This window comes from Enterococcus innesii (genome assembly GCF_022846515.1).
GTDB classification, from domain to species: domain Bacteria; phylum Bacillota; class Bacilli; order Lactobacillales; family Enterococcaceae; genus Enterococcus_D; species Enterococcus_D innesii.
Genome location: NZ_AP025635.1, coordinates 394,080 through 410,522, shown reverse-complemented (window position 1 = coordinate 410,522; position 16,443 = coordinate 394,080). Strand labels below are relative to the sequence as shown.

Annotated in this window: 13 protein-coding genes; 10 read left to right on the top strand and 3 right to left on the bottom strand. The window is 42.0% G+C overall.

Translation table 11 applies throughout. The features are described from left to right. The first annotated feature begins 311 nt into the window (after positions 1–311). Together licT and ENLAB_RS01965 are read left to right on the top strand one after the other, a co-directional pair. The gene (licT, locus tag ENLAB_RS01970; protein ID WP_244352368.1) at positions 312–1,154 is read left to right on the top strand and encodes a BglG family transcription antiterminator LicT; all 843 of its coding nucleotides are present in this window, start codon (positions 312–314) and stop codon (positions 1,152–1,154) included. Positions 1,155–1,354: 200 nt separating this feature from the next. Next, positions 1,355–3,274, top strand: a complete 1,920-nt coding sequence (locus ENLAB_RS01965) for a beta-glucoside-specific PTS transporter subunit IIABC (protein ID WP_086292200.1) — start codon at positions 1,355–1,357, stop codon at positions 3,272–3,274. Positions 3,275–3,350: 76 nt separating this feature from the next. Here ENLAB_RS01965 and ENLAB_RS01960 read toward each other — a convergent pair whose 3' ends face one another. Next, a complete protein-coding gene (locus tag ENLAB_RS01960) occupies positions 3,351–4,271 on the bottom strand; it encodes a MurR/RpiR family transcriptional regulator (protein ID WP_005235454.1) in 921 nt (306 codons plus the stop codon). Positions 4,272–4,531: 260 nt separating this feature from the next. Between ENLAB_RS01960 and ENLAB_RS01955 the strand changes: the two genes are divergently transcribed. Both ENLAB_RS01955 and ENLAB_RS01950 read left to right on the top strand, forming a co-directional pair. Next, positions 4,532–5,923 carry a 6-phospho-beta-glucosidase gene (locus ENLAB_RS01955; RefSeq protein WP_081118099.1) on the top strand — a complete coding sequence of 464 codons (1,392 nt, stop codon included), beginning with the start codon at positions 4,532–4,534 and terminating at the stop codon, positions 5,921–5,923. Positions 5,924–5,943: 20 nt separating this feature from the next. Beyond that, positions 5,944–7,377: a 6-phospho-beta-glucosidase gene (locus ENLAB_RS01950; RefSeq protein WP_008378424.1), complete on the top strand. Its 1,434-nt coding sequence runs from the start codon at positions 5,944–5,946 to the stop codon at positions 7,375–7,377. A gap of 232 nt (positions 7,378–7,609) precedes the next feature. On the opposite strand, the gene ENLAB_RS01945 is transcribed toward ENLAB_RS01950, so the two are convergent. Both ENLAB_RS01945 and ENLAB_RS01940 read right to left on the bottom strand, forming a co-directional pair. After that, positions 7,610–8,080, bottom strand: a complete 471-nt coding sequence (locus ENLAB_RS01945; protein WP_077454296.1) for a glutathione peroxidase — start codon at positions 8,078–8,080, stop codon at positions 7,610–7,612. A gap of 153 nt (positions 8,081–8,233) precedes the next feature. After that, positions 8,234–9,619: an MATE family efflux transporter gene (locus ENLAB_RS01940; RefSeq protein WP_140964900.1), complete on the bottom strand. Its 1,386-nt coding sequence runs from the start codon at positions 9,617–9,619 to the stop codon at positions 8,234–8,236. Between the two features lie 185 nt (positions 9,620–9,804). Between ENLAB_RS01940 and trxB the strand changes: the two genes are divergently transcribed. The 6 genes from trxB to thrB all read left to right on the top strand — a co-directional run bounded on the left by trxB (position 9,805) and on the right by thrB (position 16,443). After that, a complete protein-coding gene (trxB, locus tag ENLAB_RS01935) occupies positions 9,805–10,737 on the top strand; it encodes a thioredoxin-disulfide reductase (protein ID WP_077454294.1) in 933 nt (310 codons plus the stop codon). Positions 10,738–10,884: 147 nt separating this feature from the next. Beyond that, a complete protein-coding gene (locus ENLAB_RS01930; RefSeq protein ID WP_140964898.1) occupies positions 10,885–12,612 on the top strand; it encodes a phospho-sugar mutase in 1,728 nt (575 codons plus the stop codon). 243 nt (positions 12,613–12,855) lie between these two features. After that, the gene (locus ENLAB_RS01925; RefSeq protein ID WP_005225828.1) at positions 12,856–13,149 is read left to right on the top strand and encodes an ArsR/SmtB family transcription factor; all 294 of its coding nucleotides are present in this window, start codon (positions 12,856–12,858) and stop codon (positions 13,147–13,149) included. 116 nt (positions 13,150–13,265) lie between these two features. After that, positions 13,266–14,516 (top strand): homoserine dehydrogenase, encoded by a 1,251-nt coding sequence (locus ENLAB_RS01920; RefSeq protein WP_244352366.1) that lies wholly within the window; start codon positions 13,266–13,268, stop codon positions 14,514–14,516. A 2-nt stretch (positions 14,517–14,518) separates the two neighbouring features. Then, positions 14,519–15,577 carry a threonine synthase gene (gene thrC, locus ENLAB_RS01915; RefSeq protein ID WP_244352364.1) on the top strand — a complete coding sequence of 353 codons (1,059 nt, stop codon included), beginning with the start codon at positions 14,519–14,521 and terminating at the stop codon, positions 15,575–15,577. Further along, positions 15,574–16,443, top strand: a complete 870-nt coding sequence (gene thrB, locus ENLAB_RS01910) for a homoserine kinase (RefSeq protein ID WP_244352362.1) — start codon at positions 15,574–15,576, stop codon at positions 16,441–16,443. The genes thrC and thrB overlap by 4 nt, the downstream gene beginning before the upstream one ends.

The following is a 16,443-nucleotide window of genomic DNA, read 5'->3' as shown; positions in this document are numbered from 1 at the left end:
TTTTGTCTTTATCTAAGATAAGAACGAATAAAAATTGATCGCTGGTGTTTTTAAGAAACGATCAATAGATTTGTATTAGGTGTCGGTAAAAATAACGAACAACGATTGACAGCGCTTTCTACCTTTGCTATGATAAAGATAATAAAACTGGTTCTAATGGATAGTGATTGTTGATTTTTAACAAGCTAAACCTGATGAAGCTGCGGTATTTGCGCTGCTTTCATGAGGTTTTTTCTGTGTTGACTGTTGGCTCAGCAATAAAGATAAGCAATGAACCATATCCGCAATGATAAAGTAAGTGGGGGTAGGACATGAAAATCAGTAAAGTGTTAAACAATAATGTTGTGATCACTACCGATCAAAGTCAAAACGAGATTATTGTTATGGGGCGGGGGATTGCCTTTAAGAAAAAAGTGGGGGATGACATTTCTTCAGAAGCGATCGATAAAGTGTATCGCTTAGAAAATCAGACGATCTTATCTCAATTTCAAGAGCTGCTTGCTGACTTACCACTGGAATATCTTGAATTATCCAATGAGATCATTGAGTATGCTCGGCGAGAATTGTCTTCCCCAATCAATGATTCCATTTACATCTCATTGACGGATCACATGCACTGTGCCATTGAACGATCAAAAAAAGGAATGACGGTCAAAAATGTCTTATTGTGGGATATCAAGCGTTTTTTCCCCGATGAGTACCAAATAGGCTGCAAAACAGTAGAGAAAATCAAAGAACATTACGGGATTCAGCTGCCAGATGACGAAGCTGGCTTTATTGCTCTGCATCTCGTCAATGCGCAAACTGAGAATGGTGACCAAGGCAATATTGCTGAACTAACCCAAACGATGCAAGACATCATAAACATTGTTAAATATTTTTTCAAAACAACCTTTGATGAAGAGTCCGTTTATTTTTATCGCTTCACTACGCATTTGAAATTTTTTGTCTCAAGAATGCAAAACCATACTACTCATGTGGATGAAACCGATGAAGATCTTTTGGCTATGGTCAAAGTGAAGTATCGAAATGCGTATCAATGCGTACAAAAAATCGCTGAGCTATTAGAAAATCAGTATCAGTATCAAATGTCCAGTGACGAAAGTTTGTATTTAACGATTCATATTGCCAGACTTGTGCAAAAGAATCGTTGATTGAAAAAAACAAGAAAGGAGAAGGATTTCTTGATTCATGAGAAGGTGTCGAAAAAGAAGAATTTCTTCGCAATGATTCTTATCAAACGTCAGCTTCAAGGCATCTGACCATGTAGCAAGAAATCAAAAAAAGAAAACATTTTGGATAGTGACATTCAGTTGGCTAAACCTTCAATACAAAAAAATTGGAGGAATCAAAAATGGGAAAATATCGTGAATTAGCAGAAAAAATCGTAGCAAATGTTGGTGGGAAAGAGAACATCAATAGCTTGACGCATTGTATCACACGCCTGCGTTTTAAATTAAAGGATGAAGGCGTCGCAAATGATGAAGTCTTAAAGAACATGGATGGGGTCGTGACGGTCATGAAGAGTGGCGGTCAATACCAGGTGGTTATCGGAAACCATGTGCCAGATGTCTATGCAGAAGTGATCGATGTTGCAGGAATCAGTGGTGATGCTGAAGAAACAGCTTCAGGTGGCAACTTGTTTGATCGTTTGATCGATATTTTGAGCGGTTGCTTCCAACCCTTCTTAGGGGCTTTGTGTGCGGCCGGGATGATCAAAGGTCTAAATGCACTGTTACTTTTTATTGGTACAACAGGCTTGATCGATTATACAACAACGACTGGTACCTATGTGATGTTCAATGCGATCGGCGATTCGATCTTCATGTTTATGCCGGTGATTTTAGGGTATACGTCAGCGAAAAAGTTTCGCTTAAATCCAATGGTAGGAATCGTGATCGGGTCAGCGCTTTGTTACCCAACAATTCAAGGATCAGCCTTGCAAGCAGCGTTTGTTGCCGGAGCTGGCGAGGGAGCTGCTGCACCGTATAGCTTGTTAGGCTTGCCTGCGTACGAAACGTTTTTAGGAATTCCGTGGGTTGGCGCAACGTATACTAGCAGTGTGGTGCCGGTCATCTTTATCATTGCCTTTGCTGCGCAAGTTCAAAAATTTGCGAAAAAAATCATTCCGTCTGTTGTCCAAACGTTCTTAGTGCCTTTCTTGGTTTTATTGATTGCATTGCCAATTGGTTTTTTGGTGATTGGACCTGTGATCAGTATGTTGACGGATCTTTTGAGCTCGGGATTTGAAGCGTTGATGGACTTCTCTCCAGCGATTTATGGTTTGTTATTAGGCTTCTTCTGGCAAGTCTTGGTTATTTTCGGCTTGCATTGGTCAGTTGTTCCGCTACATATTATGCAAGTGACACAACTAGGCTACAGTCAGATTTTAGTAGCATCATTTGGTGCCAGCTTTGCTCAAACAGCAGTTGTGATGGCGATGTACTTTAAACTGAAAGATAAGAAACTAAAAGCTCTATGTCCACCAGCCATTATTTCAGGACTTTTTGGTGTAACAGAACCAGCAATTTATGGGATCACGTTACCGAAAAAAATGCCGTTCTTCTTTTCAATGATTGGTGGTGCGGTCGCAGGTGCCTTCTTGATGATCAATGGTACAACGAGCTACACCTCTGGTGGGTTAGGGGTCTTTGGCATTTTCAACTATATCACTCCAGAAGGCGACGCTAGTGGCATGTGGTTCTCTGTCTTCGGAATCTTGATCGCTGCAGCGATTGGCTTTGGTTTGACGATGGCTTTCTGGAAAGATGATGCAGTGGAAGAAGAAATTGCAGAAGGACAACCAGCGATGACTGTTCGAAAAGAAGTGATCACTTCTCCAGTGGAAGGAACCATCGCACCATTGAGCAGCGCAAAAGATGAAGCCTTTGCTCAAGGAGTGCTAGGAAAAGGAATCTTGATCCACCCTTCAAAAGGTGAAGTTGTGGCTCCTTTTGATGGCACAGTAATGACCTTGTTCCCAACGAAACATGCCATTGGCTTGATTTCTGATAACGGTTTAGAGCTATTGATTCATATTGGTTTGGATACGGTTCAGTTAAATGGCGAATTCTTTGAAGCGCATGTGAAGCAAGGAGATAAAGTCACTCGTGGGCAAAAACTGATCAGCTTTGATAAAGATGCATTGATCAAAGCTGGATTCAATATTGAGACGCCAGTATTAGTTACCAACTCCGCCGATTATTTGGATATCATCGAGTCTGACAAACGAGAAGTTGGCTGTTCCGATGATTTGATCACGGCTTTAGTTTAGCCAAAACTTTATTAACAAGAGCTAAGTAAGTATAAAAGCGATCGCCCATGTGAAGCGATCGCTTTTTGGCAGCTGTTTAATTGGGAAACAGTGAGTCTTTATAATGAAGATTTTTATCGTAGGTTGGTTCAGCAATAATCGTTGATGATGTAGGGCGCTTGTCGTAAGCCATGCCAATATCGATCAAATGCTGCAGATTTTTCTCATAATGCTCCGAAAAAACGACTGCATACAACAAATCCAGCAAGTAGCAAACCGATGTATTGATCGTAAAGTTGGCGATCTTTGAGTAGAGTCTTTCTCTTGTCGTGATATTCAAAACACAATTACTTAATTTTGCCAAGGAGTTCTCCCCGATACTCGTCATGCCAATGATGGAAACCTGCCGTTCGGCAAGGATCTTCCCAATTTCTTTGACCATTTTATTTTCGCCAGTATAAGAGATCAAAATCGCAGTCGTATCGGAGGTACAGTTGGAAGCCTCATAGGCACTTTCGCCGAAGGTATCGCAGACGTGGATGTTTTTTCCTAAACGTCGCATCTTCAAAACAAAGTCTTGAGAAATCAAGGTATTGGCATTACTGGCGAAGATCTTGATATGGTTGGCATTGAGCAACGATTGTTTCGCTTTTTGTAATTCATCATGATGGATCAAGGAAAGTGTATCTTCAATCGTTGTTTGTTCAAGCTTTGCCAACTTTTTGGCGATGGTCATAATGCCGTCATGGGAGGAAAAAGGAAAGTTCGCATCCACATCGGTAAAATGGCTGCTCATATAAGTTTGCTCTTCCACAAAGGCCGTTTTTAAATCGAGCCAACCATTGAAGCCTAATTTTTTGGCGATCCGAATAAAAGTAGAAGGATGAACATAGGTTTTTTCTGACAATTCCTTGATGGTTTGATCCGCCATCGCAGTCGGGTTGGCTAATAAATAATCGATCAACGATCGTTCCGCTGGTGCTAATTTGATTTGGCGCATTTTTTCTTGTAGCAACATGGTATGTAGACTCCTTTTTACATTTTTTTATTATAATTTGTAAATGATTTTTACAGAATTTCTTCTTTATTAAGTACCTGGTTAATCGTTTATATCCTAATTATTCCTTATTTTATGCTCTTTGTAAATCTTTTTTACAAAACACCTGCTAGAAGAAGCGAGATTTGCAAACGCTTTTTCTAAATAAGCTATTTACATTGAATCAAATGTTTTTATGAATGATAATAAGAATGTAAATAAAATAGCAAAGGAGCAATACAATGACAAAAGGAATTAAAATTGCAACCATTGGTGGCGGCAGCAGCTATACCCCGGAGTTAATGGAAGGCTTTATCAAACGCTATGAAGAATTGCCGATTCGTGAAATTTGGCTAGTAGATATCGAAGCAGGAAAAGAGAAATTAGAAATCGTAGGTGCGATGGCACAACGAATGTGGGACGCCACGCCTTATGATGTAAAAATCCACATGACGTTGGATCGAGAAGAAGCGTTAAAGGATGCCGATTTCGTTACGACTCAATTCCGAGTAGGGTTGCTGAATGCCCGCATCAAAGATGAACGAATTCCTGCCTATTACGGCATGATTGGTCAAGAAACCAATGGCCCTGGGGGAATGTTCAAAGCGTTCCGGACGGTACCGATCATTCTTGAAATTGTTGAAGACATGAAACGTTTATGTCCGGATGCTTGGTTGATCAATTTTGCGAATCCAAGCGGCATGGTAACTGAAGCAATCGTGCGTTACGGAAAATGGGACAAAGTCATCGGGTTGTGTAATGTGCCAGTCATGGCAACCATGATTGAGCCAGCCTTAATTGGCAAAGAACCGGATGAATTGATTTACAAATTTGCAGGATTGAACCACTTCCACTGGCACAAAGTTGCTGATTCACACGGCAACGATGTAACGATGGACATTATTGATAAAATGTATGAAGAAGACAATGGCTTACCGAAGAATATCTTTGATGTACCATTTTACAAAGAACAGCTGGAACAAATGAAGATGATCCCTTGTGGGTATCACCGTTATTACTATCGTCAAGAAGAAATGTTGAATCATGCGATTGAAGAATATAAGACCGTCGGTACACGCGCACAGCAAGTAAAACAAACTGAAGCCGAATTGTTTGAGTTGTACAAAGATCCTGAATTGGATCATAAACCTGAACAGCTGCAAAAACGTGGTGGTGCGTATTACTCAGATGCAGCGTGTGAAACGATTGCTTCCATTTATGCCAATAAAAATACCCAAATCGTTGTTTCAACCAAAAATGAAGGCGCCGTTCCTGATCTACCTGCCGATTGCGTAGTTGAAGTGACCGCTTACGTTGGTGGACAAGGCGCGAGAAATGTTGCCTTTGGTGAGTTACCGACAGCTGAAAAAGGTTGGTTACAGGTAATGAAAGCAATGGAATTATTGACGATCGAAGCCGCTGTGACTGGGGATTACAATATCGCATTACAAGCATTCACCATCAACCCACTGGTTCCATCAGGGGATACGGCAAAACGTGTCATGGACGAACTGTTTATTGCCCACAAAGATCACTTGCCGAAATTTAAGGAAACAATCGCACGTCTTGAAAAAGAAGGCGTCGAAGTACAAGATGAAGTAGCCCGCGAACTTGATCGCGAACTAGTTAAATAAAGAGAAAGTAGGAAAGAAACATGGCATTTAGAAAAGACTTTTTATGGGGCGGCGCAACAGCTGCCAATCAATGTGAAGGAGGCTACCAAGAAGGCGGACGCGGCTTAGCAAACGTAGACGTGGTACCGATCGGCAAAGATCGTTTTCCAGTGATTACTGGTCAAATGAAAATGTTTGATTTTGATGACGAACATTTCTACCCAGCAAAAGAAGCGATCGATATGTATCATCGCTACAAAGAAGACATCGCATTATTTGGCGAAATGGGCTTTAAAACCTACCGCTTGTCGATCGCTTGGAGTCGGATTTTCCCTAAAGGAGATGAAACAGAACCAAATGAAGACGGCTTGAAATTCTATGAAGATCTTTTCAAAGAATGCCACAAATATGGGATCGAACCGTTAGTAACGATCACTCACTTTGATTGTCCGATGCATTTAGTTGAAAAATACGGAGCATGGCGTTCTCGTGAATTAGTCGGATTCTATGAAAACTTGTGTAATGTGATTTTCAATCGCTACAAAGGATTAGTAAAATACTGGTTGACCTTTAACGAGATCAACATGATTCTACATGCGCCATTTATGGGAGCAGGTTTGTACTTTGAAGAAGGCGATAACGTTGAGCAAGTGAAATACCAAGCGGCTCACCATGAGCTGTTGGCCTCTGCGATCGCAACGAAAATCGCTCATGAAGTCGATCCTGAGAACAAAGTAGGTTGTATGTTAGCTGCTGGCGCATACTATCCATATACAAGCAAACCAGAAGATGTCTGGGAATCTCGCAAAGCAGATCGCGAAAACTATTTCTTTATTGATGTTCAATCACGTGGGGAATATCCACAATATGCGCTGAAAGAAATGGAACGCAATGGGATCGAAATCAAAATGGAAGAAGGCGACCTTGAGCTGTTGAAAGCTCATACCGTTGACTTTATTTCTTTCTCTTACTATTCTTCCCGCGTATCAACAACGGACGCTGAATTGTTAGAACAAACGGCTGGCAATATTTTTGCCTCTGTGAAAAACCCATACTTGGAAGCAAGTGAGTGGGGGTGGCAAATTGATCCACTTGGTTTGCGGATCACGATGAATGACATTTATGATCGCTACCAAAAACCATTGTTCATCGTTGAAAACGGCTTAGGAGCTGTCGATACACCGGATGCAGATGGTTATGTGGAAGATGACTATCGAATCCAATATTTGGCAGAGCATATTCAAGCAATGAAAGATGCGGTTGAACAAGATGGTGTCGATTTATTGGGCTACACCACATGGGGTTGTATCGATTTAGTTTCAGCTGGAACCGGTGAAATGAAAAAACGCTATGGTTTCATTTATGTGGATCGTGACAATGAAGGAAACGGCACCTTGAAACGAACAAAGAAAAAATCATTTGATTGGTACAAACAAGTGATTGCTTCAAACGGTGAAGATTTGTCGAATAACTAATCAAAAGAAGCTGCCGTTGATCTCTTAGAGAAATCTAAGGAGATCAACGGCAGTTTTTTTAAGTCTTTTTAAAAACTTTTGTAACGAATGGCTTCTTTAAGAAGAAATGGAGGCTCAAATATTTTTGATAACCAACAATGAGAGTGTTGTAAAATGTTTGCGTTGCAGCAATTACAAAACGGCGACCTTAAGGATGACATATTTTGCCCTTAAGGTCGCCTTTATCAATTTTTTAAAGAACTTTTTCAATTTCAGGAATCATTTTTTGAGGATTGGTTTGTGGAGCAAAACGCTCAACGACTCTGCCTTGGCGATCCACCAAAAATTTCGTGAAATTCCATTTAATGGCTTTGCCTAGCGTGCCCGGTGCTTCTTCTTCCAAATAGCGAAACAAGGGATCCGCGTCTTTGCCATTGATCACCGTTAACTTGTGCATCGGAAAATCAACACCATAGGTGGTTCGGCAAGCGGCTGCGGCTTCTTCGGCTGAACCGACTTCTTGTTTGAACTGGTCAGAAGGAAATCCTAAAACGACCAACCCTTGGTCTTTATAGGTTTCATAAAGACCTTGTAATTCTTTGAACTGCGGACTCAAACCGCACTTCGTAGCTGTATTGACAATCACTAGCGGTTGACCTTCGTATTTTGCTAGCGAATAGGTTTCGCCGTTTTCTAATGTTGCTTGGTAGTCATAGATTGACATAGCAAACGCTCCTTTTAATGTAAATCATAGTCGATAGCTTCTGAGACAAGTATAGAGCAAAGTCTTCAAAAAAACCAAGCAAACTTCTTGGCGTATCTTATTTTTTATGGAAAACAAAAAAGTCCAGCAGTCACCGAGACCGCTGGACTTTAATTATGCTTCCGGTAAGACTTCTGGTTCGGCTTCTTGGGGATGAACGACAGCTTTGGTTTTCCAGACACCAGAATGCCAGCGATAGATCATTAAGATACTGCGGAGTGCTTCGTCAATGGCATAAGCGATCCAAACGCCGATCAAACCGAATTTAAAGACGATGGCCAATGAGTAAGAAAACGGTAAGCTGATGACCCATAGAACAACCAGACTGCAGATCAATGGGAACTTCACGTCGCCACTTGCATTCAAGGAACCCACAAGGATCATATTGACTGCACGAGCTGTTTCTAAGACGATCTCTACCAAAAAGACACCTTTAGCAATCTCGATCACTTCCGCGTTGGAGGTAAAGATTCCCATGATTGGCTCAATAAACAAGTAAGTCAATAGACAGATCGTCACTGAGGCAATGATCCCGATCACCATCGTGCGCATGCCTCGCTGATGCGCGCGATCGAATTCTCCAGCACCGACATTGCGGCCAATCATGATTTGATTCCCTTGACTCAATGCGGAGGCAATCAAATAAACAAATTGGGTGATAGCTGTTACGTAAGATTTTGCAATCAAGACACTTGCACCAAGTTGAGCCACAATCATCGTCACCACGACTTGCGCACCTTGATAGGAAAGAGATTCGCCAGAAGAAGGCAATCCGTAAGTCAAAATGTTTTTCATCACACCCCAAGAGACGTTCGAAAAACGGGCAGACAAAACAGAAAAATTCACGTGCTTCTTCAGTAGTACTGCGGCAATTACTAAACCGATCGAATTACCAAAGACGCTAGAAAATGCCAATCCAGTCACACCGAAATTCGGCAATCCGAAGGGGCTGTATAAGACAAAATAATTCCCAATCACGGCTAGAATACTAGCAAACATCGGTACCAATAACGCAGGTTTTGTGAAACTGTGGCTACGCATGACAGCAATTATGACCGCCGTGATCGAGGAAAGGAACAGACTTCCGCCATATACTTGTAAGTACCCATGCCCGAGGGCAACTAATTCAGCATCCAGTCCCATGAAACGCAAGAGATAGGTTGAGCCAAAAAGGAACATTAAGCTGATTAAAATTCCAATGAATAATGAGCCAAAAAGAGCGGTATTGATGACTTTCGGGATCTGGTCCCGTTTTTTTGCACCAATTAATTGGGCGATAATGATCTGAGTACCCACGGTTATGAAACCGTAAATAAAGACCGTTAAATTTAACAGTTGATTGGCGGCACTGACAGCCGCTACTGCTGGCTCGGAGTAATGAGAAATCATCCAAACGTTGATATTCCCAATAACGACCCGCAAAAATAACTCAACAAAAATCGGCCAGCTGAGGAAAAGCAGTTCGCGATCTGATTTTCCTAAAAGTTTTTTCTTATTCAATTGTAAGGACTCCTTATTTTCTATATAATAGACGTATCGTGAAAATTTTACAAAAATTGAAAAGAAAGTCAATGTAATTTTCAAAAGTAAAAGCAGGAATATCTTATTATTTTTTGTAAGCAGATGAGTTGAAAGAATTTGCTTTTGAAAGTAAAGTATGGGTAGTCCAAATTGGAGGGAAATATATGTATGATGTAATTATCATCGGCGCAGGCCCTGCGGGGATGACAGCAGCGCTTTATGCGTCAAGATCGAATTTATCAGTACTAATGATTGAACGAGGCGCACCTGGCGGTCAAATGAATAATACGGCTGAAGTTGAAAACTACCCAGGATACGAGTCTATCTTAGGCCCTGAACTAGCATTCAAGATGTATGAAGGTGCCATAAAATTTGGTGTTGAAAATGCCTATGGAATCGTTCAAAACATCACTGACCAAGGTGAGTTTAAAGAAGTTGTGACCGAAGACAAAACTTATCAAGGAAAAACAGTCATTATTGCCACAGGGTGTGTACATAGAAAGTTAGGCGTCAAAGGCGAAGAAGAATTCGCTGGACGCGGTGTTTCATACTGTGCGGTTTGTGACGGTGCCTTTTTCCGTAACAAACGCTTGATTGTTGTTGGCGGAGGCGACTCGGCAGTTGAAGAAGCTATCTACTTAACACAATTTGCTTCTGAAGTAACGATCGTTCACCGTCGTGACGAATTACGAGCACAAAAAATCATCCAAGACCGCGCATTTGCCAACGAGAAAATCTCTTTTATTTGGGATTCTGTTGTGGAGGAAATCAAAGGCAATGAGATGGTCGTAACTGGCGTGCAAATCAGAAACGTAAAAACGGATGAAGTGACAGAAGAAGCTGCTGGCGGTGTCTTTATCTATGTTGGTTTAGATCCGTTGACAGAGCCATTCAAAGCCAGCGGTATCACGAATGATGCTGGCTGGATCTTAACAAATGATCAGATGGAAACTTCAATTCCTGGTGTTTACGCGGTTGGCGATGTTCGTGAAAAAGGCTTGCGTCAAATCACGACGGCAGTCGGCGATGGCAGTATTGCTGGTCAACAAGTGTTTGATTTTATTGAAACACAAAAAGATGCTCAATTAACGAAATAACCTAATGGAATCAGCTGTTATTTTTAAAGTGTCAATCACTTTTGATAGCAGCTGTTTTTATTTTTCGTTTGGTTATTCTTTGAGAAATCTGTAAGTAGTGTTATACTAATTTTAGAGCATTTTAACGGAAAAAGGAGAGGTTATTTTATGGCATGGGAACAAACATTTAATCAATGGAAAAACAGTGAACACTTAGATCCACAATTAAAAGAACAATTGACCGCATTAGAAGCAGATCCTGCGATGCTAGAAGACGCTTTTTATATGCCTTTGGAATTTGGGACTGCCGGTATGCGAGGGATTTTAGGGCCTGGGATCAACCGGATGAACATTTATACGATTCGTCAAGCAACCGAAGGATTGGCTCGCTTTATGGATACACAAGATCCTGAAACAAGACGTCGTGGCGTAGCGATCGCCTATGATTCCCGTCATTTTTCACCTGAGTTTGCGATGGAAGCAGCGAAAACATTGGCAAAACATGATATTCCAGCCTTCGTCTTTGAAAGCTTACGTCCGACGCCAGAATTATCTTTTGCTGTGCGTTACCTAAAAACTTTCACCGGAATCATGATCACTGCTTCTCACAATCCAGCCGAATACAATGGCTACAAAGTATATGGGGAAGATGGTGGACAAATGCCACCTGCAGATGCGGATGCATTGACCAAATTCGTTCGAGAAATTGAAAATCCATTGGAGATCCCTGTATTAAGTGAAGAAGAAGCCAAAAACAGCGGCTTGATCTCTATTATTGGCGAAGAGATCGACACTGCCTATCTGAAAGAGATCAAAGAAGTCACGATCGATCAAGAATTGATCGATACGGTGGGCAAAGATTTGAAACTTGTCTATACACCACTTCATGGAACGGGACGGATGCTTGGTGAGAAAGCATTGAAACAAGCTGGTTTCCAACAATTCATTATTGAACCTTCTCAAGCGGTTGCTGATCCAAATTTCAGTACAGTAAAATCACCAAATCCAGAAGAGCACTCTGCCTTTGAATATGCGATTGCTTTAGGAGAAAAAGAAGGAGCGGACCTATTGATCGCCACGGACCCAGATGCCGATCGCTTGGGGGCTGCAGTAAGAATGCCAGATGGCAATTACCAAGTATTGACTGGAAACCAATTAGGCGCATTGATGATCCGTTATATTCTAGAAGCTCATAAAACAGCAGGAACCTTGCCTGAAAATGCAGCAGTCTTAAAATCGATCGTTTCTAGTGAATTGCCAACAGCGATCGCCAAATCTTACAATGTGGATATGATCAATGTTTTGACCGGCTTTAAATTCATCGCCGAAAAAATCCAACAATTTGAAAAAGATCATTCGCAAACCTTCATGTTTGGTTTTGAAGAAAGTTATGGTTACTTAGTGAAACCATTTGTACGGGACAAGGACGCGATCCAAGCGCTCGTTTTATTAGCAGAAGTGGCGGCTTTTTACAAACAATCAGACAAAACCCTTTATGATGGTCTGCAAGATATTTTTGAAGAATATGGTTATTACGCAGAAAAAACCATTTCAGTAACGATGAGCGGTATGGAGGGGGCAACTAAGATTGCTGCCTTGATGAAGACTTTCCGTGAAAAAGCTCCTTCTGTTTTCGCAGGAACTCCTGTCGTTCAAACAGAAGACTTTAAACTGTTGACTCGTGTGGGCTTAGATGGACACCTGCAAAAAATGACGACACCGCCTTCTGATGTTTTGAAATACACATTAGAAGATGAAAGCTGGATTGCTGTGCGTCCTTCTGGAACTGAACCGAAAATCAAGTTTTATATTGGTGTGAAAGGCGAATCGGCAGAAGAGGCAGAACAAAAAATTGCTGATCTGCAAGCAGCCATCGAAGAGATCACTGGGGAATAAAACTACCTGATGTCTCCAATACCAAGAAATTGCAACTGACTGAATGATCCGAGTGGTAGAAACGAAGCTTCGATTCCTCAGCACCTCGCTGTTGAGGAATCAAAGCTTCGAGAAGAAATTTTCTGACACTTGGATCTATTCGTGTCTTTTATCTATTTTCTTTCCCTTGCTCATCAAAGGTGGATTGACAAGCCGTCAACCAAGGGCTAAAATGCAAAAGGAAATAAGAGAGGATGTGGCGCGATGACTACGCCGAAATTAGAGGAAATTCAGCAAGTAACACAGATTTTTAAGATGCTTAGTGATCCCACCAGACTAAAAATTTTGTTGTCCCTTCAAGAAGGTGAACGCAACGTCACTTCGATTGCGGAACAAGTACATATGGAACAATCAGCAGTTTCTCATCAGTTGAAACTTTTGAAAGATAATCGGATCGTAAAGTCAGAGAGACAAGGAAAAACGATTCTTTATAGTCTCGATGACAAACATGTTGTGGATATTTTGCAAAAAACATTTGAACATATCCATCACCGTTAAAACTAGGGCGAGAATTTCTCAAAAGTCCTAGTTTTTTCTTATTGTTTTTGGTATGCTAGTGGAAATATTAAAATTAGATGAACGGTTTTTAATAACGTTTTCAGTTAGGGGGCATTATGGGTAAGCGATTAAACATTGGATTATTAGGAATGGGTGTTGTCGGCAGTGGAGTCTGTCAAGTGCTGGCGGAACAAAAAGAAGCCATTCTGGCACGGACAGGAGTCAATGTGCAAATCACGAAAGCACTAGCATCGCCTTATGAGGACAAGTCTGCGTTAGCGGCTAAGTATGGGTTTGCTTTGACGAATGAGGCAAATGAGTTGTTTGAAGATGAGACCATCGACGTAATTGTGGAATTGATCGGGAAGATCGATCCGGCAAAAGCGTTTATTTCAGCTGCTTTAGAAAATAAAAAGCATGTTGTGACGGCAAATAAAGATTTGATTGCCACCCATGGACCTGAACTGCTGGCAATTGCTGAAAAAGCCGGTGTTTCTCTTTATTATGAAGCCAGTGTGGGTGGCGGCATTCCAATCTTGCGCACATTGAGCACCCACTATCTACCTGATACCATCACAGGGATTTTTGGTATCGTCAATGGGACGACCAATTACATGTTGACGAAAATGACAGAAGATGGCCTGACCTATGAAGATGCTTTGTCGCAAGCTCAAGCAAAAGGCTTTGCGGAATCAGATCCTACCAATGATGTCGATGGCATTGATGCTGCTTACAAAATGGTGATTTTGACGAAATTTGCCTTTGGGAAAACGATCAGCATTGATGATGTTGCAACGAAAGGCATCCGCGGATTAGCTGTGGCAGATATTAAGCAGGCGCAAACCTTTGGTTATGAAGTGAAGTTGATCGGCGCAGCTCAAAAGACAGTTGACGGTTCCCTTACTGTGTCAGTCGGACCTGTATTAGTACCGAAAAACCATGCGTTGGCGACGATCCAAAACGAGTTTAATGGTATTTTTATCGAGAGCGAAGGCATTGATCAATCAATGGTTTATGGACCAGGAGCAGGATCGCGACCGACGGCCACCAGCGTGGTTGCGGATTTAACCGTGCTAGCAAAAAATAAAAGCTATGGGATCGTGGAACCATTTCTAACCTTTGAAAAAGAAACAGCATTAGCTACTGTCCGAGAAGTTCCCAGCCGACATTATGTGTCGTTTTCAAGTCAAGAGATCAAAGGGAACGCTCTTCCAGAATGGTTTGCGTTTGAGCAAACGGTGTTCAACGAAGCAGACCAACGAATCGCTGGAATCACCAATCCAATGAGCGAAAAAGAGCTAACAGAAAAACTCGCAACTTATACCGATGCACAAGACATACAAATATTGAAAGTGATGGAGGAATAAACATGTATCAAGGATTATTGCATCAATACAAGGAATATCTGCCAGTCAACGAAAATACCCCAGCATTGTCACTGGCAGAAGGTAACACGCCGTTGATTCCCTTACCAAGCCTTTCCAAGGAATTAGGGATCCAATTGTATGGAAAATACGAAGGGCTGAATCCAACAGGCTCATTTAAAGACCGCGGGATGGTCATGGCGGTGGCAAAAGCGGTGGAAGAAGGCGCCAAAGCAATCGTCTGTGCCTCGACAGGAAATACTAGTGCGGCAGCAGCAGCTTATGCCACCAGAGCGGGGATCAAAGCCTACGTTGTTATTCCAGATGGCAAGATCGCTATGGGAAAATTGGCGCAAGCAATCGTTTATGGAGCCGATATCATTTCGATTCCAGGAAACTTTGATGAAGCGTTAAAAGCGGTCCGGGATATTGCAGAAACGGAAGCCGTGGCGCTAGTAAACTCAGTCAATCCTTATCGTTTAGAAGGACAAAAAACAGCGGCCTTTGAAGTATGCGAACAATTAGGACAAGCGCCAGATGTTCTTGCGATTCCTGTCGGTAATGCAGGAAATATCTCGGCATATTGGAAAGGGTTCAAAGAATGGCATGAGAAAAAAGGCACCACGTTGCCAAGAATGCATGGGTTTGAAGCTGAAGGTGCTGCTGCCATCGTCCGAGGTGAAGTCATCGAACAGCCGGAAACCATCGCTACAGCGATTCGAATCGGCAATCCAGCCAGCTGGCAGTTGGCAGAAGCCGCTCGTGATGAATCAAATGGACATATTGATGCAGTTACCGATGAGGAAATTTTGAATGCTTACCGTAAAATCGCTGCACAAGATGGTGTATTTATTGAACCAGGTTCAGCCGCATCACTTGCCGGCGTTATCCAGCACGTGAAAGCAGGAAAAATCAAATCAGGTGAAACTGTCGTTGCTGTCTTTACTGGAAATGGTCTGAAAGATCCGGATACAGCAATTAAAGCAACCGAAGTAACCATCAATAAAATGAGTGATTTAGAAGAAATGCGTCAGCATCTTCGTGAAGGAGTTGCCAATCTATGAAGATCCGCGTTCCTGCAACCAGTGCGAATTTAGGGCCTGGTTTTGATTCCTGCGGGATTGCCCTGTCAAAGTATTTGTTCATCGAAGTTTTAAAAGAAAACGATACATGGGAAATCATCCATGAGTTAGGCTCAGAGATTCCAACCGATGAAACCAATTTACTTTTGCGTGTGGCTTTGAAATTAGCACCAGACATGAAACCATTGAAGATTCGTATGAGCTCAGATATTCCATTGGCACGAGGCTTAGGCAGCAGTTCTTCTGTTATTGTTGCTGGGATTGAACTAGCCAACCGCATGGCGCATATGAATCTGAGTGCAGCACAAAAACTTGAGATCGCAACCGCCATTGAAGGGCATCCTGACAACGTCGGACCAGCGATCTATGGAGATTTTGCGATTGCTGCCTATGATCATCAGCACAAGCATACGTATTTAGTCAAACATCATTTTCCTGAATGTGAGATCATCGCCTATATTCCTCATGATGAGTTGTTGACGGAAGCAAGTCGCCAAGTCTTGCCCCAGACACTTTTTCACGAGCAAGCAGTCGAAGCCAGTGCGATCGCCAATGTTATGATCGCAGCAGTCATCAATGGCAATCTGCCTCTTGCTGGGAAATTGATGCAGCAAGATCGTTTTCATGAAGCCTATCGTGAGAAACTTGTTCCACACTTGTCGACCATTCGCCAGATTTGTGAAGAAGAAGGCGGTTATGGCTGTTTCTTGAGTGGCGCAGGTCCCACTGTCTTAGCAATCGTCCCAGAAGACAAGGCAGAACGTATCTCAAAACTTTTGCATGCGCTGGAAAGTAATGCGTATATCGAACAATTGCAAATCGATCGTGAAGGGCTACAAGTTTTCTAA